This window comes from Hymenobacter saemangeumensis, assembly GCF_039541835.1.
GTDB classification, from domain to species: Bacteria; Bacteroidota; Bacteroidia; order Cytophagales; family Hymenobacteraceae; genus Hymenobacter; species Hymenobacter saemangeumensis.
On sequence record NZ_BAABGZ010000076.1, the window covers coordinates 1 to 21,556 of the forward strand.

At 58.8% G+C, this 21,556-nt stretch carries 20 protein-coding genes; 11 read left to right on the forward strand and 9 right to left on the reverse strand.

Features of this window, described 5'->3' with window-relative positions:
• From ABD919_RS19025 to ABD919_RS19035, 3 genes are all read right to left on the reverse strand, one after another.
• On the reverse strand, positions 1-2,027 hold a 2,027-nt coding region (locus ABD919_RS19025; RefSeq protein WP_345237646.1), incomplete at its 3' end, for a beta strand repeat-containing protein.
• Between the two features lie 548 nt (positions 2,028-2,575).
• Positions 2,576-2,830 carry a hypothetical protein gene (locus ABD919_RS19030; RefSeq protein WP_345237647.1) on the reverse strand — a complete coding sequence of 85 codons (255 nt, stop codon included), beginning with the start codon at positions 2,828-2,830 and terminating at the stop codon, positions 2,576-2,578.
• Positions 2,831-2,853: 23 nt separating this feature from the next.
• Positions 2,854-4,131, reverse strand: coding sequence for an MFS transporter (locus ABD919_RS19035; protein ID WP_345237648.1), 1,278 nt, complete (start codon positions 4,129-4,131; stop codon positions 2,854-2,856).
• Positions 4,132-4,256: 125 nt separating this feature from the next.
• Here ABD919_RS19035 and ABD919_RS19040 point away from each other — a divergent pair, with 125 nt between their 5' ends.
• The 4 genes from ABD919_RS19040 to nth all read left to right on the forward strand — a co-directional run bounded on the left by ABD919_RS19040 (position 4,257) and on the right by nth (position 6,515).
• Positions 4,257-4,652: a hypothetical protein gene (locus tag ABD919_RS19040; RefSeq protein WP_345237649.1), complete on the forward strand. Its 396-nt coding sequence runs from the start codon at positions 4,257-4,259 to the stop codon at positions 4,650-4,652.
• A gap of 246 nt (positions 4,653-4,898) precedes the next feature.
• Positions 4,899-5,534 (forward strand): RNA polymerase sigma factor, encoded by a 636-nt coding sequence (locus tag ABD919_RS19045; RefSeq protein WP_345237650.1) that lies wholly within the window; start codon positions 4,899-4,901, stop codon positions 5,532-5,534.
• Positions 5,512-5,703: a hypothetical protein gene (locus ABD919_RS19050; RefSeq protein ID WP_345237651.1), complete on the forward strand. Its 192-nt coding sequence runs from the start codon at positions 5,512-5,514 to the stop codon at positions 5,701-5,703. The genes ABD919_RS19045 and ABD919_RS19050 overlap by 23 nt, the downstream gene beginning before the upstream one ends.
• A gap of 134 nt (positions 5,704-5,837) precedes the next feature.
• Complete coding sequence (gene nth, locus ABD919_RS19055) at positions 5,838-6,515, forward strand: endonuclease III (protein ID WP_345237652.1); 678 nt, start codon at positions 5,838-5,840, stop codon at positions 6,513-6,515.
• Between the two features lie 132 nt (positions 6,516-6,647).
• Here the strand turns inward: nth and ABD919_RS19060 are convergent, their stop codons facing one another.
• Together ABD919_RS19060 and gldB are read right to left on the reverse strand one after the other, a co-directional pair.
• Positions 6,648-7,850, reverse strand: a complete 1,203-nt coding sequence (locus tag ABD919_RS19060; RefSeq protein ID WP_345237653.1) for a glycosyltransferase family 4 protein — start codon at positions 7,848-7,850, stop codon at positions 6,648-6,650.
• Positions 7,851-7,922: 72 nt separating this feature from the next.
• Positions 7,923-8,945 (reverse strand): gliding motility lipoprotein GldB, encoded by a 1,023-nt coding sequence (gene gldB, locus ABD919_RS19065; RefSeq protein WP_486332878.1) that lies wholly within the window; start codon positions 8,943-8,945, stop codon positions 7,923-7,925.
• Positions 8,946-9,020: 75 nt separating this feature from the next.
• Between gldB and ABD919_RS19070 the strand changes: the two genes are divergently transcribed.
• On the forward strand, positions 9,021-9,704 hold the full coding sequence (locus tag ABD919_RS19070) for a porin family protein (RefSeq protein WP_345237655.1): 684 nt from the start codon (positions 9,021-9,023) through the stop codon (positions 9,702-9,704).
• A 122-nt stretch (positions 9,705-9,826) separates the two neighbouring features.
• On the opposite strand, the gene ABD919_RS19075 is transcribed toward ABD919_RS19070, so the two are convergent.
• The 3 genes from ABD919_RS19075 to ABD919_RS19085 all read right to left on the reverse strand — a co-directional run bounded on the left by ABD919_RS19075 (position 9,827) and on the right by ABD919_RS19085 (position 13,440).
• Positions 9,827-11,434, reverse strand: a complete 1,608-nt coding sequence (locus ABD919_RS19075; protein WP_345237656.1) for an Rne/Rng family ribonuclease — start codon at positions 11,432-11,434, stop codon at positions 9,827-9,829.
• A 415-nt stretch (positions 11,435-11,849) separates the two neighbouring features.
• A complete protein-coding gene (locus ABD919_RS19080; RefSeq protein ID WP_345237657.1) occupies positions 11,850-12,806 on the reverse strand; it encodes a tetratricopeptide repeat protein in 957 nt (318 codons plus the stop codon).
• 142 nt (positions 12,807-12,948) lie between these two features.
• Positions 12,949-13,440, reverse strand: a complete 492-nt coding sequence (locus ABD919_RS19085) for an HU family DNA-binding protein (RefSeq protein ID WP_345237750.1) — start codon at positions 13,438-13,440, stop codon at positions 12,949-12,951.
• A gap of 18 nt (positions 13,441-13,458) precedes the next feature.
• On the opposite strand from ABD919_RS19085, the gene mutY reads away from it, so the two are divergent.
• The 4 genes from mutY (at position 13,459) to recG (ending at position 18,374) form a co-directional block, all read left to right on the forward strand.
• Positions 13,459-14,541: an A/G-specific adenine glycosylase gene (mutY, locus tag ABD919_RS19090; RefSeq protein WP_345237658.1), complete on the forward strand. Its 1,083-nt coding sequence runs from the start codon at positions 13,459-13,461 to the stop codon at positions 14,539-14,541.
• A 140-nt stretch (positions 14,542-14,681) separates the two neighbouring features.
• Entirely contained in the window at positions 14,682-15,116 is a 435-nt protein-coding gene (locus tag ABD919_RS19095; RefSeq protein ID WP_345237659.1) for a single-stranded DNA-binding protein, read from the forward strand.
• 441 nt (positions 15,117-15,557) lie between these two features.
• Positions 15,558-16,166 carry a gliding motility lipoprotein GldD gene (gene gldD, locus ABD919_RS19100; protein ID WP_486332880.1) on the forward strand — a complete coding sequence of 203 codons (609 nt, stop codon included), beginning with the start codon at positions 15,558-15,560 and terminating at the stop codon, positions 16,164-16,166.
• A gap of 111 nt (positions 16,167-16,277) precedes the next feature.
• Positions 16,278-18,374, forward strand: coding sequence for an ATP-dependent DNA helicase RecG (gene recG / locus ABD919_RS19105; RefSeq protein ID WP_345237661.1), 2,097 nt, complete (start codon positions 16,278-16,280; stop codon positions 18,372-18,374).
• A 105-nt stretch (positions 18,375-18,479) separates the two neighbouring features.
• Here the strand turns inward: recG and ABD919_RS19110 are convergent, their stop codons facing one another.
• A complete protein-coding gene (locus ABD919_RS19110) occupies positions 18,480-18,701 on the reverse strand; it encodes a hypothetical protein (RefSeq protein WP_345237662.1) in 222 nt (73 codons plus the stop codon).
• Between the two features lie 419 nt (positions 18,702-19,120).
• Here ABD919_RS19110 and ABD919_RS19115 point away from each other — a divergent pair, with 419 nt between their 5' ends.
• Complete coding sequence (locus ABD919_RS19115; protein WP_345237663.1) at positions 19,121-20,509, forward strand: hypothetical protein; 1,389 nt, start codon at positions 19,121-19,123, stop codon at positions 20,507-20,509.
• A gap of 84 nt (positions 20,510-20,593) precedes the next feature.
• Positions 20,594-21,538 (forward strand): alpha/beta hydrolase, encoded by a 945-nt coding sequence (locus ABD919_RS19120; protein ID WP_345237664.1) that lies wholly within the window; start codon positions 20,594-20,596, stop codon positions 21,536-21,538.
• The last annotated feature ends 18 nt before the right edge of the window (positions 21,539-21,556 follow it).

Consider the following 21,556-nt stretch of genomic DNA (forward strand, 5'->3'; position numbering starts at 1 on the left):
AAGCTGCCTGCTACGTACAGGGTCGTGCCCTCGCGCAGCAATTCCTGCACCGTCGAGCTGGCCCCGGGGTTAAAGGACGTCACACTGCCATCAGCCGCATTTGCAGCGCCGATGTAAGAACGTGCCTGCCCTCCTATAGTCGTAAAGGAGCCGCCCAGATACACCGTGCTGCCTTCCAGAGCAAACGCCTGAACCGTGCTGTTAACATTCGGGTTGAAGCCCGTCAGGCTACCGGTGGCCAGTGTCAATGCCGCCGCGCGGTTGCGGGGCGTGCTGCTGATGGTGCTGAAGCTGCCCCCTACATAGAGCGTGGTGCCATCAGTAGCCATGGCATGCACCGTGCTATTGGGCGCGGGGTTGAAGCCGCTGATAGTGGCGCCGGTCGTGGCATCGAGCGCGCCCAGATAAGTGCGGCCAACGCTGTTAAGCTGGGTGAAGCTGCCGCCCACGTACAGGGTGCTGCCGTTGAGCACCAGCGCTTCCACCGCGCCGTTGGGCTCGGGGCTGAAGGCGGCGTCGACGCTGTTGTTGGCCAGCACGTGGGCCAGGTTGGTTTTGGCCACGCCCCCAATTTGAGTGAAGCTGCCGGCCACGTACCAGCCACCGGCTCCGTCGGGAATCACCTTTGTCACCGTGCCGTTGCTGGTCGGGAAGGCCAGGTTCAGCGCCCCCGTGCCTGTGTTTACCTGCGCCAGGCGCTCTATCTGGTAGCCCATGCTGGCAAAGGCGCCGCCGGCAAACACGCCGCCGCTGCCATCGGCGGCCAAAGCGTACACCCCGCCGTTGGGACTGGCCGTGCGGCTCACCGCGCCCGTGGTCGGGTGCAGGGCCGCGACGTAGCGCTGGCTCTGGCCGCCGATGGTGCCAAAGTTGCCGCCGGCGTAAAGCACGCCCCCGCTCATGGCCAGCGCGTACACCGTGCTGCTCGGCGCGGGGTTGAAGCCGGCCACCGTCGCGCCCGTGCTCGCGTTCAGCGCCCCCAGGTACTGGCGGGCCGTGGTGTTGAGCTGGGTGAAGCTGCCGCCCACGTACAAGGTGCTGCCGTTGAGTGCCAGCGCCTCCACCGCGCCGTTGGGCTCGGGACTGAAGGCGGCATCCACGCTGTTGTTGGCCAGCACGTGGGCCAGGTTGGTTTTGGCCACCCCGCCCAGTTGAGTGAAGCTGCCGGCTACGTACCAGCCGCCCGCCCCGTCGGGAATCACCTTCGTCACCGTGCCGTTGCTGGTCGGGAAGGCCAGGTTCAGCGCCCCCGTGCCCGGGTTCATCAGCGCCAGGCGGTCTATGGGATAGCCAAGGGTGGTAAAGCTGCCACCAGCAAATACCCCCCCGCTGCCATCCTCTGTCAGGGCCTGTACCGTGCTGTTCGGATTCGCCGAGCGGCTCACCGCGCCCGTAGTCGGGTTCAGCGCAGCCAGATACTGCTGGTTCAGGCCACCAATGATGCTGAAGCTACCGCCGGCGTAGAGCAGGCCCCCGCTTAAAGTCAGGGCGTACACCGTGCTGTTGGGTGCGGGGTTAAAACCGGTTATCGTCGCGCCCGTGCTCGCATTCAGCGCCCCCAGATAAGTGCGGCCAATGCCGTTGAGCTGGGTGAAGCTGCCGCCTACATACAGGGTGCCGCTCGTGGCCGTGCCCACCAGCACCAGCGCTTCCACGCTGCCGTTGGGGTTGGGCCCGAAGGCCACATCCACGCCGTTGTTGGCCAGCACGTGGGCCAGGTTGGTTTTGGCCACCCCGCCAATCTGCGTGAAGCTGCCGCCGATGTAAAACCCACCTACTCCATCGGGAATGACTTTTACTACCGTGCCGTTGGTGGTCGGGAAGGTCAGGTTGGCCGCGCCGGTGGCAGCGGCTACCTGCGCCAGGTTGGGCAGCCGGTAAGTCAGCTCGCTGAACGAGCCGCCCACGTACTGCGTCGACCCACTGCGCAGGGTTGTGTTCACCGTGCCGTTGGTCTGGATGTTGGTAGGCAGCAGGCCCTGGGCCTGAGCCAGCGAGCCAGTGCCCGCCAGCACTAGCATCAGCATAAACCGCAGCCGGCTTATCAACCGGCCTGGTCCGCTAAGCAAACCACTGGCGTTACGGCTTCCAAAAGGGAGCAGACGTATTCTCATAAGATGGAGGGGGTTGGGGTGAGAAATGATGTATTGATGCCGTGGGGCTTCTGAGCCCCGTTGTTGTCGTTTCAAGCCGCAGGCAGAGACATACCCCTGCCCTGCCGCACAGTGTCAAAACCCTATGAAGTGTTTTATCCTGGATGCACTCCCGCAATGCCTTATCCGTGAGGCTGCCGGTATACCTGCTTGGTAGTGCTGGTTAGCCCGCAATGCCTCTGCCAGCAGAGCTTCATGCTGCCGAAGCGGGGCAGGCAGGGCCCGATTTAGGCCCGGCTGCCCGTGGTGGAGCCAGTAGTTGGCCTGCCTGTCACTAAGTAAGTTGTCCGTCTGAAGCAGACGCAGGGAGGCAATAGGCGGCTTGCCGCGAATGGTCAGTTTTTTTCATAGAGCGCAGGAAAGAAGGTGAGAAGAAGTAACGGTTCACAATCTAAGAAAAAATATAAATAACTTAATTATAATTATGCCTCGAAAAATTTCAACCCACAAAAAAAGCAACTATTCTTACCGGGCACAATACCTACTTTCAGGTATTTTTCCTCAACTTCTTTTTGATTAACAGCAGCATAAAGGCTGCCTCCCGGGCTGAGCTGCAAAGCTTCGATGCTTCCCGCTTTCAGCGGGGGGTACGCCCACGATATTGGCTCGTCAATCAGCCTCCGGAAGCCGGGCTGCCAGCCGGTCCCGTCCAGCGTGCTGCCGATACTTGGCATCAAGGCCGGGCCTGGGCCAAAGGCCCCTATTTCCCCGCTCCCATCTCCAGCTTGCGCAGCTTGTCGGCCTTCCAGGCCGTCACGGCCACCACCAGCAGCGTCATCATCCCCCCAAATACTACCGAGGGCACTGTTCCCATCAGCCGGGCCGCGGCCCCGCTCTCAAAAGCCCCAATCTCATTGGAAGAGCCAATGAAGATGTTATTCACCGCCGATACCCGCCCCTTCATGTACTCCGGTGTGTAGGTGTGAATCAACGTGGAGCGCACAATCACCGATACCGAGTCGAACACCCCGGTCATGAACAGCAGAAACAGCGACAGCGCAAAGCTTTTCGACAAGGCGAAGGCAATGGTTGCCACCCCAAACCCGGCCACGGCCCAGAGCAGCTTCACGCCGGCCTTGCGCCGCAGCGGGAAGTAAGTCAGCAGCACGGCCATCAGCACCGAGCCCACCGCCGGGGCTGCTTCCAGGTGCCCAAAGCCCGTAGCGCCCACTTTCAGTATATCCGAAGCAAACACCGGCAGCAGCGCCACCGCCCCCCCAAAGAGCACAGCAAACATGTCCAGCGACAGCGCTGCCAGCACCAGCTGGTTGCTGAAGATAAAGCGCAGCCCGCTCAGCACGCTGTCTTTCAGATTCAGCCGCTCTCCTTCCATAGGCGGCAGCGGCCGGCCGGCAATGCGCGCAAATTGCAGCAGGCCCAGCCCCAGCATTATGGCACAAATCAAATAGGAGGCTGCTATCCCGAGGTAGGCTATCAGGTAGCCGCCAACCGCTGCCCCCATCACCCCAGAAGCTTGCCAGGTAGTCGAGCTCCAGGTAATGGCATTGGGCAACAGGCTGCGGTCGGGCAGCAGCTGGGGCATAAACGAGAACATGGCCGGCCCCATAAATCCCCGGGCAATGCCGCTCACGAAAATGATGCTGTACAGCGGCAGCGTATACAGTGCACCCTTGGCTAGCAGGCCTACCCCGTACGGGCTGGAAAAGGCCGCCAGGGCGGCCGCGCACAGCAGCAGCACAGCCAGGGCTGACACAATAATATTCTTGCGCCGCACCGAGTCGGCCACGTAGCCGGCGTAGAGCGACACCACAATGCTGGGAATGGCTTCTGACAAGCCTATCAACCCCAGGGCCAAGGGGTTGTTGGTCAGCTTGAATATCTGCCAGCTCACCACCAGGCCCTGTACCCGCGTGGCCACCGTCAGCAGCACGCGGGCCGAAATCAGGCGGCGGAACTCGGGCAGCCGCAGCGCGGCATAGGGGTCGTGGGGAGCAGCGGGAGAAGTTTCGGTGGGCATAAAACAGAAAAGCGGCCTCTACGGAAGCGGCCGGCAAAGGTAGCCGGGCCAATCCAAGGCCGGCGGGCTTCTTTCTCCGTACATGTAGCTGCTTTCGATAAACACCGCGTTGAACTCTGCTCGCCATGGCCGACCTTGGACTGGAAATAGCTACCCGCCCCGACCTGCCCGCCGTCGTGGCACGCTGGCAGCGCGAAATCAGCGTTGGCGAGCTGCAAGCCGGGTACCAGGCCATTCTGGCCGCCGCCGATGGCTGCCGCTGCGGGCGCTGGCTGCTGGACTTGCGGCGCCGCAACGAGCTAACCACACCTGAGATTGACGCGTGGATGCACACCGTCTTTCTGCCCCAGCTCATTCGGCGCTACGAAGCACCGGCCCGCCTGGCCTTTCTGGTTTCGCCCTTACGAGTGGCGCAGGCCCCGCCCTCCAACAGCACTGCGCTCGATGCCGCTGCAGCCGAAGGCGTGCAGTCAGCTATTTTCACCAACGAGGCCGAAGCTTACCGCTGGCTGGCGCAGTAAACCAGGCGCAGGAAGTTTTTTTCAAGTCGAAAATGCCCTACACAGGCCGTAAACGAAGGTTGCACCAATCTTCAGAAAAAATTTTGGCTTTTTTTCGCCTTGCCCCTTGCGAATCGCCTATTCAATTCTCTACATTTGGCTCAATTCTAGCGGGAACTTTTTTCCTGTTTGTCGCTCCAAAAAAAATTTCCGGCTCATCGCATACTATGGCATAAAGCTCTACGTTCTCTTAATTCCGTAAGCTTTATGAACACCATGCAGCCGAGCGACTCCGCTCTCATCTCGCTATACCTGGCCGGCCAGGAATCCGCCTTCGCTCTCTTGCTGGAGCGTCACCGGAGTCGCGTGTTCACCACCATTCTACTCATCGTGCGCGATGAAGATGTGGCCGAAGACCTGCTGCAGGATACCTTCATCAAAGCTATTCACACCCTCAAAAGCGGGCGCTACTCCGAGGAAAACAAATTCTCTTCCTGGATTTGCCGCATCGCCCACAACCTTGCCATCGACGCCTTCCGGCGCGGCAAGCGGGCGCCCCACCAAAGCATCGACGACAACGCCCCGCTGGCCAACAAGCTCACCGTGCTCGATGAGAGCGCCGACGACGCCATGGCCCGCGAGGAAACCTATGCCCGCCTGCGCGAGTTAATTCAGGAGCTGCCCGCAGCTCAAAAGGAAGTGCTGCTCATGCGTCATTATGGCGACATGAGCTTTCAGGAAATTGCCGACGCTACCGGCGTAAGCATCAACACGGCCCTGGGCCGGATGCGCTACGCCCTCATCAACCTGCGGAAGAAAATGGCCGCTGCCCCTCACCTCTATGATACAAGTATTACCCCATTCGACACTGCTCCAATATGTGTACAACGAATTGCCTCCTGAAAGGCTGCGCGAGGTAGAGGAGGCATTGCAGCACGACCCCGACTTGGCTGCTCGCTGCGCCGACCTGCTTTTGGCCCAGCGGGCACTCGACCGTGTGCGTCGAGAGCCCCGGCCCGAAACCTCCGAGGCCATTTTGCGCTACTCGCGCACCTTTTTAGCCAAGTCCTGAGCCCGCTGAATTATTTGTGGCAGCCGCTGCAGCACTTGCGCTGGAAGCGGTAGCACAGCTATTTTAAGCAATATGTCCGGCCATGCTGAGCCTCGCTTAGCATGGCCGGACATATTGCTGTATTTCCTATCCTCATGCGCCGCGTCGACCGTTTTCGCTACTTTCTGGATTACTTCACCACCAACTTCCCCGAGCCGGAAACAGAGCTGGTTTATAACAGCCCCTACGAGCTTATCGTGGCCGTCGTCCTCTCAGCCCAATGCACCGACAAGCGGGTGAACCTGGTGATGCCCGCCCTGCTACAGCAGTTTCCTACTCCCGCGCACCTGGGCGCGGCGGCTCCCGAGGAAATCTTCCCCTTCATCCGCAGCGTTTCCTACCCCAACAACAAAGCCAAGCACCTGGCTGGCCTGGGCCGCATGCTCACCGAGCAGTTCAACAGCGAAGTGCCCAGCCAGATTGACGAGCTGCAGCGCCTGCCCGGCGTAGGACGTAAAACAGCCAACGTGGTGGCTTCGGTTATTTACAACCTCCCCGCCATGGCCGTCGATACCCACGTGTTCCGGGTGTCGCACCGCATCGGCCTGGTGCCCAAGTCGGCTACCACGCCCCTGGCCGTGGAAAAAGCGCTGCTTCGCTACATTCCGGAAAGCCTGGTGTCCAAGGCCCACCACTGGCTGATTCTACACGGGCGCTACATCTGCGTGGCCCGCACGCCCAAATGCGAAATCTGCCCCCTCACCCCGGTTTGCGCTTACTTCCAGAAAAATTACGGTAACCCTGCGGCAGCGCTGCCTCCCGCCACGGCCTAATGCCTGCTCGTTGGAAATGACGGCGTTACACTACTGCTTGCCTAGCTCATAGCACATACGGGCACAAGCTCCGCTCTAGCCGGCACAAAGTGTTGCATGTTAGACTGTAACGCTCAGTGGCGGCTTTTACCCTTACCGGGCGGCGTCTTCCAGGATGCTTTGTACTACCCGGGCCAGCTGCTGCCGGTCGAACGCCCGGCGGGCCAACTGCTGACCACGTTGCCCGGCCGCCTGTAGCTCGCCGGGTTCGTTAAGCAGCTGCTGCAACCGCGCCACCAGTGCACTTGCCTGGCCGGCTGGCACAAACCATCCGCAGGCTTCTCGTTCCACCAGCTCCTTGGTCCACCCCTGGTTGGTTACTACCACCGGAGTTCCCACGGCCAGGGAGTCGTAGAGCTTGGCCGGAGAGTTGGCATCGAGTACCGGCAACTCCAGAAACGACACCACGGCTACATCGGCCAGGGCAAACCAGCTGAAAACGGCGTGTCGCGGCTGGCCGCCCACCAGGCGGATGCGGCCCGGCCAGCGCTGGGCCGTATCTGCAATCAGGGGTTGGTAGAACCCGTGCCCCAGAAACAGCCACACGCAGTCGGCATCCTGCGCAACCATTCGCTCGGCTGCTTCCACTAGGGTGGGTATGTCGTTGGCCCGCCCAAAGGTGCCCGCATATAGTATTACGCGCTTGCCGAGCAGGCCTTGCTCCTGCCGTAGCGCCTCTACTCTGGCGGGCGTTGCCCGTGCCGCCAGCTCCAGGTCGGTGCCATTGAGCACGGTCGTCACCTTCTGCTCTGCAATACCCAGGTCGGTAACGTAGCGCGTCATGTCCGGCGACAGCGGGATAATGTGCCGGGCCGACGCATAGAGCCGCTTTTCCAGATTGTATAGCTGCTGCCGGGCAAACGCAGTAGGCACTGCGCCCATGGCAATGGGAAACGACGGCCACAGGTCCTGCACCTCAAATACCCAGGGCACCCGCCGCCACTGCGCCACCCGCGCTGCCGCCCAGGCCGCCGTCAGCGGCGTGCTGATGCCCCAGATGACGTCGGGCTTGTCTATTCGCAGGCCTTCGCGTACTGCCCAGGCGGCATACTGGGCAAATGCCAGAGCGCGCCGCGCCGGGCCCATCTTATTGTTGTACGCCACATCGGCTACGCGCAGCTCTACCCCCGCGGGCACCCAGTCAAACTCCTTCGTAAGGCGCTGCCCGGCCCAGGCCTGCGTGGTAAGCAGCGTCACGCGGTGCGTCTTCGCAATATGAGCCAGCAGCGCGTAATGCCGGCTGGTAGCCGGGCAATCCGGGTTGGTGTGGTACTGGCTGAATACGGCGATGTGCATGGAAACAGTTAACAATGGACAGTGAGCAATGAGCAATGGCATTCTGAATTGTTCATTGCTCACTGTTCATTGTTAATTCCTTTTCGGCCGATAGTGCGACTCGGTGAGGATGCGCTGGGCGTTTTTCTCGGCCAGCAGCTGCGGCAGCGTCACCTTGGGGTGCTCTTCCATGTACTTGCGCACAATCTGCAGGCCCACCCACTGCCCTACCCGGCCGGGGCAGGTGCGGTCAATCTCGGGCACGTTGGGCCGCTCGCCTACATATTTCTGCACCAGGAAGGGCGTCGTTGAATACAGCAGGTTCTTTTCCAGAAAATGGCCCCATATCTTGCCCTCGTTGGCTTCTACCCCGATAATCTCCTTGGTGGTAAAGCCCAGCAGCAGGGAATCGGGGGTGCACGGCAGCATGCGGCTGCTGAAGTACAGGGCCTTGCCGCTGTGAATCATGGCGTCGAGCATGGTATTGGCCGTCAGCTCGTGGCGGTTGTACTTGCTCGACACGCTCTGCGTCAGGGTGGGCAGCAGGTGGGCCGGCGTGTAGCGGCGCAGCATGTACTGCGGCAAATCGGGCCGGTAGCTGGCCTTCGGACCGGCAAACCAGTCCAGGCTCATCACCAGCAGGGTGTCGCTCACGTAGATGTCCTTACCCAGCAAGCCGCTTATGTACGTGTAAGCCGGCGGTACCCGGAAATCGGGGAAGTAGTGCTGCACCCGCCGGAACATGTCGCCCAGGTCCTGGGCCAGGGCTGCACTGTCGGGGAAAGCGGCATCGGTTTCGCGCTTGAGCTTATTCAGGTCCTTATTGGTCGCCATCTCGGCCAGGGCCGAGGCCAACGCGGCTTCATTGCCCGGCTGCCGCTGCAGGTAGTAGCGCGCAAAAACCGGGTGCTGGTTCATAAACAGCAGCGCCTGCTGCTGGCTTTGTAGCCGGAAAAAGGGCCGCTCCAGCCGCTGCAGGTTCACCTTTACCGCGGGCGCATCGGCTGCCGGGTCGGGCCGGCAGCCTTGCTCCGAATCGCTGCAGGCGGCCAGCAGCAAGCTGAGCCCGGTAAATAAGGGCAGCATGGGCCGCCAAAAACTCTTGTTCTTGTTCACGCTTCTATACTTTAGCGTAAAATTAGCCAAAACCCCTCGGCAGGCGGCCTTCGCCTGTTGCTCCACCACCTTCACATGAAAAAATTATCCCTGACGCTGGCCGCTCTGCTGGCCACTATCGGTGCCGCTTCGGCCCAGGTCGAAATTGGGTTGAAAGTATCGCCTGCTATTACGTCCCTCAGAGCTGACAGCCCCACCGCCAACCGTTTCCAAAGCGAAAGTGCGCAGGTAGGCATTGGTGGGGGTCTGGTCGTTGATTATTTCTTTGGTGAGAACTATGCTTTCAGCACCGGCCTACAGCTTACCGGCAAGGGCGGTAGCTATTCTTACCAGTTTAAGGATGCAGCGGATAATACGATAACCGTAGCCGACAAGCTGAGAATAGACTACCTGGAGCTGCCCCTGGCAGTTAAACTCTTTACCAATGAAGTAGCTACCGATATCCGCCTGTATTTCCAGGTTGGGGGCTCAGTTGCCGTGCCTATTGGGGCGCGTATCAACGGGGAGAAGCGCTGGCTGGACATATCTGGCAAAGAAACAACCGCCCTGCAGCGCGTATTCTTCATCGACGCCAATGCCCTGGCTGGCCTGGGCGTTGAGTATCAGCTGGCTAAAAGCACCAAGGCATTCGTAGGCCTCAGCTACCATCGCGGCCTTATCAACCTCGACAGCTTTTTTGATGACGAGCGTGAGCCTAAAATCAAAGATGTTTCCATCAAAAACAACGTATTCGCCCTGGACTTTGGCCTGAAGTTCTAAGCGGTTCTGACTTTACGCAAAAGCGCCGCGGCTTCCAGGAAGCCGCGGCGCTTTTTATATGCCTTCTCATAAGTCAGGCCTCCACTGTAGTGAGGAAAGCCGCCTGATAATGACGCAGGGCTTTAGTCGATAATCTCCACCTCCCGGTCTTGCAGTCGACTCATGGCCGCGGCATTGGAACGGAGCTGAATTTCCTCGCCCCGCTCGTCCTCGATGCGGTAGTCGGTGATGCCGAGGCTGCTGTCCTTCATCACCTTCACCCACTTGTAGTACTTGAGGTACCACTTCATCTGGCGCGACACCAAGCCTTTGGTGTAGTAGGCGTGCAGGAAGGGATGCACGTTCAGCGTGATGCCCGACTGGTTCTGGTTCACCAGCAGGTCGTCGATGCTGTTGTCGATTTCATCCGTTACCTGGATGGAAGCCGAGATTTTACCGGTGCCGCCGCAGGTGGGGCAGAGCTCGCCCGTCACGATGTTTTCGGCCGGGCGCACCCGCTGCCGCGTGATTTGCAGCAGGCCAAACTTGGTGATGGGCAGGATGGTGAACTTGGCCTTGTCGTTTTTCATCACGTCGCGCACCGCGTCTTCCACCTTCTTGCGGCTTTCGGCCGAGCGCATGTCGATGAAGTCGACCACGATGATGCCGCCCATGTCGCGCAGGCGCAGCTGCCGGGCAATTTCCTTGGCCGCCAGCATGTTTATCATCAGGGCCGTGGCTTCCTGGTCGTTTTCCTGGTTGCTCTTGCTGCCCGAGTTCACGTCGATAACGTGCAGGGCCTCGGTGTGCTCAATCACCAGGTAGCCGCCGCCGGGCACGGTTACGGTTTTGCCAAACAGCGTTTTCAGCTGCTTTTCAATGCCGGTGTGCTCGAAGATTTTCACCTTGGCGTTGTGCAGCTTCAGCAGGCCGAGCTTGTCGGGCGCAATCTTCTGCAAGTAGCTGCGCATCTCCTCGTACATAGCCGGCGCATCCACCATAATGCTGTCGAAGGACTCGTTCAGCATATCGCGGAGCATGGAGGAGGTACGGCCCAGCTCACCCAGCACTTTGTCGTTGGACTTGGCCGTACGCAGCGTGGTGTAGAGCTTTTCCCAGTTCTCCACCATGCTTTGCATGTCTTTGTCGAGCTCAGCCACTTCCCGGCCTTCGGCCACGGTGCGGATGATGACGCCAAAGTTGGCCGGCTTAATCGAGGCAATCAGCCGCTTGAGCCGGTCACGCTCCGACTTGCTTACAATCTTTTTGCTGACGCTGATGACGTTGGAAAACGGCACCAGCACCAGGTAGCGGCCAGCCATGGAAATATCGGTGCTCACCCGGGGGCCCTTCGTCGAGATGGGCTCCTTGATAATCTGCACCAGCATCTGCTGCCCGCGCTTGAATACGCTCTCTGCTTTGCCCACCTTTTCCAGCGGGGGCTCGAACGTAAATTTCTCCAGGCCAGCCGAGGGGGCTTTGCCGTTTTGTACACCCCGCACCCATTTGTTGAGGGAAGGGTACTGTTCGCCCAGGTCGCCGTAATGCAGAAATGCATCCTTTTCGTAGCCAATGTCTACGAACGCGGCGTTCAGGCCGGGCATCACCTTGCGTACTGTACCCAGGAAGATGTCGCCAACCGAATAGTTGGTGTCGTTGCGGTCGAAATGGTATTCAATCAGCCGCTTGTCCTGCAACAACGCAATCCGCTCGCCTTCCTGAGTAGAATTAATAACTAATTCATTACTCAAAGCATTGATTCAGTTAAAGTAGCATCTGGTGTAAGCAGCAAAAGCAACAGCCCGAAACTGGCAAAGGGAAGCCAGGACTTGCGTGTCCTAGCTTCCCTCGCGAGCCACGGGAAAAGCGCCCAGCCAGCCACACCCAGGAGGCTACGTGAGAGATTGACGCTCAGGGCTTCGCTATTCGCCAAGCCCCGACCGCCGCTACGCCCCGTAAGGCTTACTTCTTCTTGTGGCGATTCTTGCGCAGGCGCTTCTTGCGCTTATGAGTGGCAATCTTATGACGCTTTCTTTTTTTACCGCAGGGCATTTTGCTAGGGGTTAAGTTGGATGAATTTGGTTTTTGGTTTTTTGGCTTCTCGTTTCTGGTTTCTTGCTGCTGGTTTAAACGACAACCAGGAACCAGCTCCCAGGAACCAGAAACTTACTTCAGCTTGGCCAGCTCTTCGTTGACCGAAGCCGCCAGGGCCGGGTCGGCGCTGAGGCTTTTGGCCGCCAGAAAAGCTTGCCGGGCTTCTTCCTTGGCACCGGTACGGGCCAGGGTGACGCCCAGGTAAAACTGGCCATTCACGCTCTTGGGGTTGACTTTCACCAACTCCTTAAAGCGCAGTGCGGCCTTGTCGTACTGGTTGCTTTGCACCGCTAAGATACCCATATTATACAGGGCTTTCTCATTGCGGGGGTCCGCCGCCAGCACTTCCCGCAGCAAAGCAATGCCCTGCATGGGGTTTTCGGATGCCATATAAGTCATGCCGAGGTTGGTTTTAGCGTCGAGGTTGTCCGGCTGCTCTTTGAGCACCTTGCCGTACAGCTCCCGGGCTTTGCCCCCCAGCATCTTCACCCGCTCCTCTGCCGAGGCAAAGCTAAACGCCTGGAAGTAGGCATCGGCTGCCTGCTGCCAGGCCTTGGCGCCGGGCTTGCTGGCGGCAACCTGCTCGAGGTAGTAGCCAGCGCTATCAAACCGTTGTACAGCTTCGTAGCGCCGGGCCAGGGTAGTAGCTACCTGGCTTTTTGCCTCAGCGCCTTGCGCTGCACCATACTCCTTCAGCAGGCTGCTGAGTTCCTGCCGCTGGGCAGTGGTGGCGGTGGTGTGTGGCGCGGCAGCTTCGGCCGAGTGGTCGTGGCCATCGCCTTCGCTGTGGCCCCCGTTGTTGTCGGTAGCCGAAGCCGGTACCGGGCCCGACGAGGCTTCCGCCTTCGAGCCGTTGGTAGCCATGCCTCCCCCATCGCGGTTGGCGGTGCGGGCGGCATCGCTGTTCAGCTCACTTTTGCCTTCCTTAGGCTTCACAATTCCCTTGGGCAGCATAAACAGGCCGCCGACCAGCGCCGCAGCGACGGCCAGAACGACAAGTTGATGGGAAGCAGGACGAGTTGCAGCCATGAGTTGAAAAAAACCGGCCGCCGGGCTTCCCCGGGTGGAGAAGACACCGGCGGCACGGCCGGTAATTCAGTTTTATTGCTTTGGGCTGGTGGTATCTACTATATAAGTTAAGCCCAAAGACAACAAGCAAACAAGCTAATAATTAAGCCTTAGCGTTGGCCGTAGCAGCCATAGCCTTTACCTTTTTGCTGTTCTTGATTTTAGCAACGAAGGTCTTGGAAGGCTTGAAGCTCGGGATGTAGTGCTCGTCGATGATGAGCGAAGTGTTTTTCGAGATGTTGCGGGCCACTTTACGAGCACGCTTCTTGTTAACAAAAGAGCCGAAGCCACGAACATAGATGTTGTTGCCTTCAGTCATCGAATCTTTCACGACTTTGAAGAAAGCTTCAACAGTCATCAATACATCAGCCTTCTCGATGCCGGTCTTCTGGGAGATTTCGGCGATTACCTCTGCTTTAGTCACGTTGGTATGGTACTTAGGGGTTGGAAAAAAATGCGTTTTTGGGCAAGCAAAGCCCGAACTCCAGCGTAAACCCTTGCCCGGTAGGTGGTTCGCCTCTGAATTCGGGCCACAAAGGTAGCCCCCTTTTTTCGTTTTACCAACCTTGCTCCGGAATCTTGTCCTGCGTTCAATTTATTCGTCCTCAAAATTTTGCCTAAACCCGCTCTTCAGTCATCCTTTTTAGCAACGGCCCTGCTGGCCTGGTATCCGCGCCACCACCGCGACCTGCCCTGGCGCCACACCCGCGACCCCTATGCCATCTGGCTTTCCGAAGTAATACTACAACAAACCCGTGTAGCTCAGGGCCTTCCATACTATGAGCGTTTTTTGGCTGCTTATCCTACCGTACAGGCCCTGGCTGCGGCACCCGAGCAGGAGGTACTGAGGCTCTGGCAGGGCCTGGGCTATTACTCCCGGGCCCGCAACATGCACCTTACCGCCCAACAGGTGGTGCAGGAATACGACGGCCGCTTTCCCAGCACCTACGCAGAGCTGCTGAAGCTGCGCGGCGTAGGGCCGTACACGGCGGCCGCCATTGCCTCCTTCGCCTTCGACGAGCCCGTGGCCGTGCTCGACGGCAACGTGTACCGCGTGCTGGCCCGCATCTTCGGCCTGCACTCCGACATTGCCGCGCCGGCCTCCCGCAAGGAGTTTCAGGCCCTGGCCGACCAGCACATTCCAGCCACCGCGCCAGCCGACTTCAACCAGGCCATTATGGAGTTTGGGGCCATACAGTGCACCCCCGTTAAGCCCGACTGCCTGTTTTGCCCCTTGCAGCAGCAGTGCTGGGCGTTTCAGCACGGGCAGGTAGCGGTGCTTCCTATTAAGAGTAAAGCCAAGGCTTCCCGGGTGCGCTATTTCCAGTACTTCGTGCTGCGCTACCAGGAGCAGCTGTACCTGCGTGAGCGCCGGGAGAAGGACATCTGGCAGGGCCTCTACGACTTCGCCCTCACCGAAACGACCATCCCGGAGATACCGCCAGCCGAGGTGCTTCGGCACCTGGAGGCGCTGGGAGCCGTGGTCGATACCCGGCAGGTGGCCGAGCCCAGCGCTGCCTTTCGCCATGTGCTAAGCCACCAGAAGCTGGAAGCCCGGTTTCATCCCGTAGCACTGGCCCAGCCGCTGCCAGCTTCCACTTTGCAAGACCTTGGCCTGCGGGCGTATACCCTGGCTGAAGCCGATGCCCTGCCTAAGCCTATTCTCATTGCCAACTACTTAACACGCATGTATTAAAGAGTTAAAGAACACTGCCAACACTAATAGTAAAAATATTTTGCTAATCAGCTTGGATTCATCAGGTCAAATGCTTAACTTTAAAGCAAGAAAAGGCCGAGTGGTTTTTTTGAATATCTACCCTATAACCAGCTAAAATCATGGCCGGAGTAAACAAAGTAATTTTGGTGGGCAACCTGGGCAAAGACCCGGAAGTACGCCACCTGGAAGGCGGAGTGAGCGTGGCTCACTTCACCCTTGCCACCAATGAGTACTACAAAGACAAGCAGGGCAACCGCGTCGAGCGTACCGAGTGGCACAACATCTCGGCCTGGCGCGGCCTGGCCGACATGGCCGATAAATACCTCAAGAAAGGCCAGCAGGTGTACATCGAAGGCAAGCTGCGCACCCGTCAGTACCAGGACAAAGACCAGCAGACGCGCTACATCACCGAAATCATTGCCGACGAGATTTCTATGCTTGGCGGCCGCCCGCAGGGTAACGGTGCAGCCGTAGCCGAAACCGCTGGCGCTGCCGTAGCTGAGCCCCAGCAAAGCTTCCGCCAGGAGCCCGAGCTGGACCAGCTGCCCTTCTAGCTTGTCTGAACCACGGATTAGCTGCGCTGAACTTCGTTTGACACGGATTTTTCGGATTACACGGATTTTGTAGTCGACATCCTTTAGTTGACTTACGGATAAGAGAAAGGCCACCCGCTTGGGTGGCCTTTCTCTTATCTCCGGCCGACGTCTTCCCGTCTGCGCCGTTCTCTACTGAAAGTCAGTAAAGCTAAAATCCGATGAATCCGATGAATCCGATGAATCCGAAAAAACTGTGACTCAGATAGGGAACAGGAAACCGTCCACAAAATCCGTGTAATCCGAAAAATCCGTGGCAAACGAAGTTCAGCGCAGCTAATCCGTGGTTCAGACAGAAAGGCACTTTTGCCGTCCTTTTCGTCGTTGGGAGAAAGCACTGGCCTGGGGCTACCTTTGAAGATTCTATACGGCTTCAGGCGCGATGGTGCCGCGCTTTTCTTTATGCACTCTTTTTCTCTGTTGCGCTCATTGCTCAAACCACTGCCTGCCTGCACGGCGCTGCTGGCTTTACTGACCAGCTGCTCGTCGGCGCCGGACTTTACCCCCAAGCCCAAGGGCTATAACCGCATCGACCTGCCGGCCCACCGCTACCAGGCTTTGGGCGGCAACCACCCGTACACCTTTGAGTACTCGCAGGAGGCGGTGGTCAGGCCCGACTCCTCTTATCTGGCCAAGCCGCACTGGCTGAACATCTATTACCCGCGGCTGCACGCCAACGTGCAGATAACCTACATGGACGTGCAGCGTGACCGCAAGCTCTACAACAAGATGATGGAAGATGCCCGCAAGCTCACGGGCAAACACCAGATAAAGGCGACGGCCATCGACGAGCAGATTATGCGGACGCCGGCCGGCCTCCGGGCTTCGGTGTTTGAGCTACAGGGCGAAGTGCCCAGCCAGTTCCAGTTTTATACCACCGACAGCACCAAGCATTTTCTACGCGGCGCCCTCTACTTCCGTACGGCCACAGCCAACGACTCGCTGGCGCCCGTGATTGAGTACGTAAAGGCCGACATGATTCAGATGCTGAATACGCTGAAGTATAAGTAAGCTACTAGCTGTTGGCTATTGGCAGCTAGCTTTTTGCCATTGAAAATTTTGTGCTTCCAACAAAACTGAGCTTAGCTATCAGCCGGCAGCTAGTAGCTAACAGCTTAATTCATGAGTAACTTCTTCAACACCCGGCTGGAGTTTCTGCGCAATGTGGGCACCCAGAAGGGGCAGCTACTGGGCAAGGAGCTGGGCTTGTTTACCTACGGCGACCTTATTCAGCGCTACCCCTTCCGCTACCTCGACCGGACGCAGTTTTACAACATCTGCGATTTGCACGACGACCTGCCTTACGTGCAGGTCAAAGGCATTCTGCGCGGCAAGGAGCTGGTGGGCGAAGGCCCCAAGCAGCGGCTGGTGGCCAAGATTGGCGACGCCAGCGGCGAGCTGGAGGTAGTGTGGTTTAAGGGCGTAAAATGGGTGCAGCAGGTAGCCAAGAACAACACCGAATACATTGTATTTGGCAAGCCCACCATGTTTAACGGGCGGCCGCAGATGGCCCACCCCGAGCTGGAGGAAGTAACCGAGGCCAAGGCCGGGCAGAGCTTTCTGCAGCCGGTGTACAACACCTCCGAAAAGCTTAAGAACTACCACCGCATCGACAGCAAGGCTATTATGCGGATGGTGGGTGAGCTGCTCAAGCTGGCCCTGCCCCATGTGGTGGAGTCGTTGTCGCCGGCCCTGGTGCAGCACTACGGGCTGATGAGCAAAGCCCAGGCCCTGCAGCAGATTCACTTTCCGCAGAACCCGGACACCCTGCAGGCGGCCCGGTTCCGCCTCAAGTTTGAGGAGCTGTTTTACGTGCAGCTCAAGCTGCTGCGGCAGAAAGACCAGCGCAAGGTGACCCTGGCCGGGCAGATATTCAGCCAGGTGCCTACCCTGGTGGACTTCTACAAAAACCACCTCACCTTCGACCTGACCGGGGCCCAGAAACGCGTTATTCACGACATCTACAAGGACTTCTGCTCGGGCAAGCAGATGAACCGCCTGCTGCAGGGCGACGTGGGCTCGGGCAAAACCATTGTGGCCTTCATCTCCATGCTGATGGCTGCCGACAACGGCGCCCAGAGCTGCCTGATGGCGCCCACCGAAATCCTGGCCGACCAGCACTACGTGGGCCTGAAGGTATATGCCGACCAGCTCGGCATCAACATCGGCAAGCTTACGGGCAGCACCCGCACGGCCGAGCGGCGCGTGCTGCACGAGCAGCTGCGCTCGGGCGAGATGCACATGCTGGTGGGCACCCACGCCCTGCTCGAAGACGTGGTGCAGTTCAAGAACCTGGGGCTCACCATTATGGACGAGCAGCACCGCTTTGGCGTAGCGCAGCGCTCCAAGCTCTGGCAGAAAAACCCGCACATCATTCCCCACGTGCTGGTGATGACGGCCACGCCCATTCCCCGCACCCTGGCCATGACGCTGTACGGCGACCTCGACGTGAGCGTGATTGACGAGCTGCCCGCCGGCCGCAAGCCCATTGTGACCGTGCACCGCTACGACACCAACCGTCTGAAGGTGTTCCAGTTTCTGCGCGACCAGATTAAGCTGGGCCGCCAGGTATACATCGTGTACCCCCTGATTGAGGAATCGGAAACCCTGGACTATAAGGACCTGACCGACGGCTACGAAAGCGTGCAGCGGGCTTTTCCGGAGATGCAAATCAGCATCGTGCACGGCAAGATGAAGGCCGAGGAGAAAGACTACGAGATGCAGCGCTTTATCAAGCGCGAAACCCAGATTATGGTGGCGACCACGGTAATTGAGGTAGGCGTGAACGTGCCCAATGCCTCGGTGATGGTGATTGAGAGCGCCGAGCGCTTTGGTCTCTCGCAGCTGCACCAGCTGCGGGGCCGCGTAGGCCGGGGCGCCGACCAGAGCTACTGTATTCTGATGACGGGCTTCAAGCTCAGCAAGGATTCGCGCACCCGCCTCGAAACCATGGTGCGCACCAACAACGGCTTCGAGATTGCCGACATCGACCTGAAGCTGCGCGGCCCCGGCGACCTCATGGGCACCCAGCAAAGCGGCGTGCTCGACCTGCTGATTGCCGACCTGGCCAAGGATGGGCGTATCCTGACGGAGAGCCGGGCGGCGGCGCAGGCCCTGCTGGCCAACGACCCCGAGCTAAATCATCCGGATAATGCCAACATCCGGCGGCACATTGAAAGCCTGCCCGCAACGGCTGTAAACTGGAGTAGAATCAGCTAATTTTTCCCGCAAACGTTTGTGGGAACGTTCTTATTGAAACCCAATCGATTGGGCATTGCATAAAAAAAGCGACTTTGAGAAAAGTCGCTTTTTGCAAAGTTGGATTTAAAACATCTCCATAATAACTGTGCTGCCTAGCTGAGGAGGCTGCTGAGTAGCAGGCGCAACCGGTTCGGAGGTGAGCACCTGATGCACCAGAACAACCGGCGCATTCCTATGAGTAGCAGGAGCAGAAACGTTGGCAACTGTAGCGGGAGCAGCCTGTTTTGTCAGCTTGCCACCTATTATCAGGGCCAAAAGGAGGAAAAATTTTAAGAGTGCTTTCATAGCAGAAATCTTGAAGGCGGATACAAAGATAGGCTTTAACTTGGTGTTGTACAAATTAACCGCTCAAAAAGACCAAAACGCGGCTGAATTCAAAAAAAAGCCGGCTGAATCAGGGTTTTTTTCAGGTGGAAAGCTTACAGTATTCGATGCGTGTGCATGACAAAGTAAACGGAGCGGCTTTACGAAAGTGACGCCAGAAGTGTTATGGTTCAGCTAGTATTTTGTTAGCAAAAAACACATCTGATGTGGTCGCAATCTGCCCAACTTGCCAGCCCAACAGGCCAGGAGCGGTACTTTTGCGTTGGCAAAAGTTGCCTCCTTGGTTTCATCATCTTTTTGAAGATTTTTAATTTATGTTTCGTCGCACGCTGTTGATTGGGATGTTGGGTTGCGCACTGCTGGGAGGCCCACCGGCAGCCATGGCCCAGAAAGTAAAGTCGGCACCGTTTAGCTATCTGCCCGAGCAGGGCGCCGACCGCTACGATATGCGGGTGCCCCGCAAAACCCTGGCGCTGACCGATGGTAGCGGCTTTGTGATACTGGCCCACCAAAGCGCCGGTGGCTACGCCGTAGAGCGCTACGACATGGACCTGAAAAAGCTCTGGAGTACTACCGTGCCCGTAGCCCCGGGTGAAACGCTGGAAGCATTTGGCCGCAGCGCCCAGCAGGCCTTTGTTGTGCTGCACCATCAGGACGAAGGCAGCCAAAGCCTGCAGGTAGTGCCCGTCGGCCTGCAAAATGGCCAGAAGGGGGCTGTTAAAACAGTTATTTCGGCCCCGGCGCGCGACCGCCGGCCGGGTATCTCCATCTCGCCTGATGGCAGCCGACTGCTGGCTTTCCGTTACCTCACCCGCGAGCAGCAGGTGAAAAGCATCGCCGCGTCACTATACGACCAAAGCCTGGCCCAGGCGCAGGAGAAAGCCTACGACTTCCGCGAGTTTGGTGACTTCTTTTCGCCGGCCGTGCACGTGGCCAACGACGGCACTCAGTATGTGACCCTGGTGAGCGATGGCATGAAAAAGCTTACCGTGCGCCGCTACCCGGCCACTGGCACGGAAATAAAGGTGCTGGGAGTACCCGTAGGCGGCACTTTTGGCGGAAAGGCTGTCACCATTCGTGACTCGAAATTTACTGTGCTGGGCGATGGCAGCCTCTACGCTGCGGCCCTCTGCGCCGACTACGAGTCGGGTGAGTACTACAGCCTGAAAGTGGTGAAGTATGACTTCAGCTCCGGAGTAAGCGGCGACATGAAGTTTTCGCCCGAAGTGCGCTTCACCCCCGAGTACCTGGCCGAAGTAGCCAAGGCCAGCGGCCCGGCGGTGAAGCGCCTCGAAGACGTGTACCTCTCGGAGATGCTGCTGACGGAGGAAAAGCAATTGGTGGTAATTGCAGAAAAGCATTATGAAGAAGGCGAGGAAGCGCCCGTACATGCCCGGGAGCTGCACGTGTTTGGCTACAATGAGTTTGGAGCTCCCACCTGGCACAGCATTGTGCCCAAAGACCAGGTAGCCCCCGCCGTGGACGCCTATACCGGCATTGGCTTCCGGGCAGCGTCCTTCGGCAACACCGTGCACATCCTGACCCTGGAAAACCTGAACAAGAAGTCGGACCTCTACCTGCGGCGCCTCAATGTTCGCACCGGAGTACTGAGTGCCCCGGAACGCCTCAAGCTCAACGTGGCCGATGACCAAAGCCTGGCTTACGTGAAGGACTTTACCGCCTGGCTCGATGAGAAGACCATTATTGGCGTAAGCCGGCCCAATAAAAAGTCTAAGGCGCTGCAGCTAAATAAGATTGTAGTAAAGTAGCCCGCTGCATACCTCAGCCGTGGCCATAACCTCCCGCCGCAGCAGAAGACCATCTCCTGCTTCAGCTCCTCTAAAACATACTCCATGAAAAAGCGCAATTGGTGGGGTCGCCTGGGCTGGGGTATGGCCGCAGTGCTGGTGCTACTCAGCGCAGCGCTTTTCAACCAAGCCTATCGATTCACCCATTTCAGCTCTGCCGCCGAAGACGCACCCACAGGCCTGCCGTCGGCCCTGCAGCTTGCCAGATACGCGCTGCTTGGCCTGCCCAATCCACGCCCGGCAGACGGACCTGCGCCAGCTGTTGCCTACGAAAACGTAGCGCTAAAGGCAATTGATGGCACTAGGCTGGCGGCCTGGTACGTGCCCGTGTCCGAAGCGCGGGGCACAGTGGCCTTGTTCCACGGCTACCACAGCCAGCGCGCCGGCTTGCACGCCGAAGCCGCTATTTTCCGCCGTCTGGGCTACAACACCCTGCAGCTCGACTTCCGGGGCTCGGGTGCTTCGGATGGTGACTACACTTCGGTGGGCTACGACGAGGCCCAGGATGTGAAAGCGGCTTACGACTGGCTGCGTCAGCAAGACCACAACCGCAAGCTTTACCTGTTTGGCACCAGCATGGGGGCCGTGAGCATTCTACGCGGCATGCGGCAGTATCCCGACATGCAGCCAGAGGGCCTGATACTGGAATGCCCGTTTGGGACGCAGCTGGATGCTTCCAAGGGTCGTTTCCGCTCCTTGCACCTGCCCGAGGAGCCCCTCTCCCACCTCATCGTTTTCAGCGGCAGCGTGGTGAATGGCTTCTGGGGCTTCTCGCACGATGCCGTGCGCTATGCTGGTGCGGTGCGCGTGCCTGCGCTGCTGCAGTGGGGCGAGCAGGACCCACGCGTCAGCCGCGCCGAAACCGACGCCCTCTTTGCGGCTCTGCGCGGGCCCAAGCAGCTCGTTACCTACCCTGCAGCGGGCCATGAAAGCTACGCCCGACAGGATTCGGCACGGTGGGCACAGGCAGTGGCAGCCTTTCTGCCCTAAGGCCATACGCTGGCAGCT

Excerpts from the sequence above, each read along its gene's own strand:
- ABD919_RS19095 (WP_345237659.1), top strand. The coding sequence starts at position 14,682 with ATGGCCGGAGTAAACAAAGTAATTTTGGTGGGCAACCTGGGCAAAGAC.
- ABD919_RS19115 (WP_345237663.1), top strand. The coding sequence starts at position 19,121 with ATGGCCCAGAAAGTAAAGTCGGCACCGTTTAGCTATCTGCCCGAGCAG.
- ABD919_RS19070 (WP_345237655.1), top strand. The coding sequence starts at position 9,021 with ATGAAAAAATTATCCCTGACGCTGGCCGCTCTGCTGGCCACTATCGGT.
- ABD919_RS19120 (WP_345237664.1), top strand. The coding sequence starts at position 20,594 with ATGAAAAAGCGCAATTGGTGGGGTCGCCTGGGCTGGGGTATGGCCGCA.
- recG (WP_345237661.1), top strand. The coding sequence starts at position 16,278 with ATGAGTAACTTCTTCAACACCCGGCTGGAGTTTCTGCGCAATGTGGGC.
- ABD919_RS19035 (WP_345237648.1), bottom strand. The coding sequence starts at position 4,131 with ATGCCCACCGAAACTTCTCCCGCTGCTCCCCACGACCCCTATGCCGCG.
- ABD919_RS19080 (WP_345237657.1), bottom strand. The coding sequence starts at position 12,806 with ATGGCTGCAACTCGTCCTGCTTCCCATCAACTTGTCGTTCTGGCCGTC.
- ABD919_RS19110 (WP_345237662.1), bottom strand. The coding sequence starts at position 18,701 with ATGAAAGCACTCTTAAAATTTTTCCTCCTTTTGGCCCTGATAATAGGT.
- nth (WP_345237652.1), top strand. The coding sequence starts at position 5,838 with ATGCGCCGCGTCGACCGTTTTCGCTACTTTCTGGATTACTTCACCACC.
- ABD919_RS19045 (WP_345237650.1), top strand. The coding sequence starts at position 4,899 with ATGAACACCATGCAGCCGAGCGACTCCGCTCTCATCTCGCTATACCTG.
- ABD919_RS19060 (WP_345237653.1), bottom strand. The coding sequence starts at position 7,850 with ATGCACATCGCCGTATTCAGCCAGTACCACACCAACCCGGATTGCCCG.
- ABD919_RS19040 (WP_345237649.1), top strand. The coding sequence starts at position 4,257 with ATGGCCGACCTTGGACTGGAAATAGCTACCCGCCCCGACCTGCCCGCC.
- gldD (WP_486332880.1), top strand. The coding sequence starts at position 15,558 with ATGCACTCTTTTTCTCTGTTGCGCTCATTGCTCAAACCACTGCCTGCC.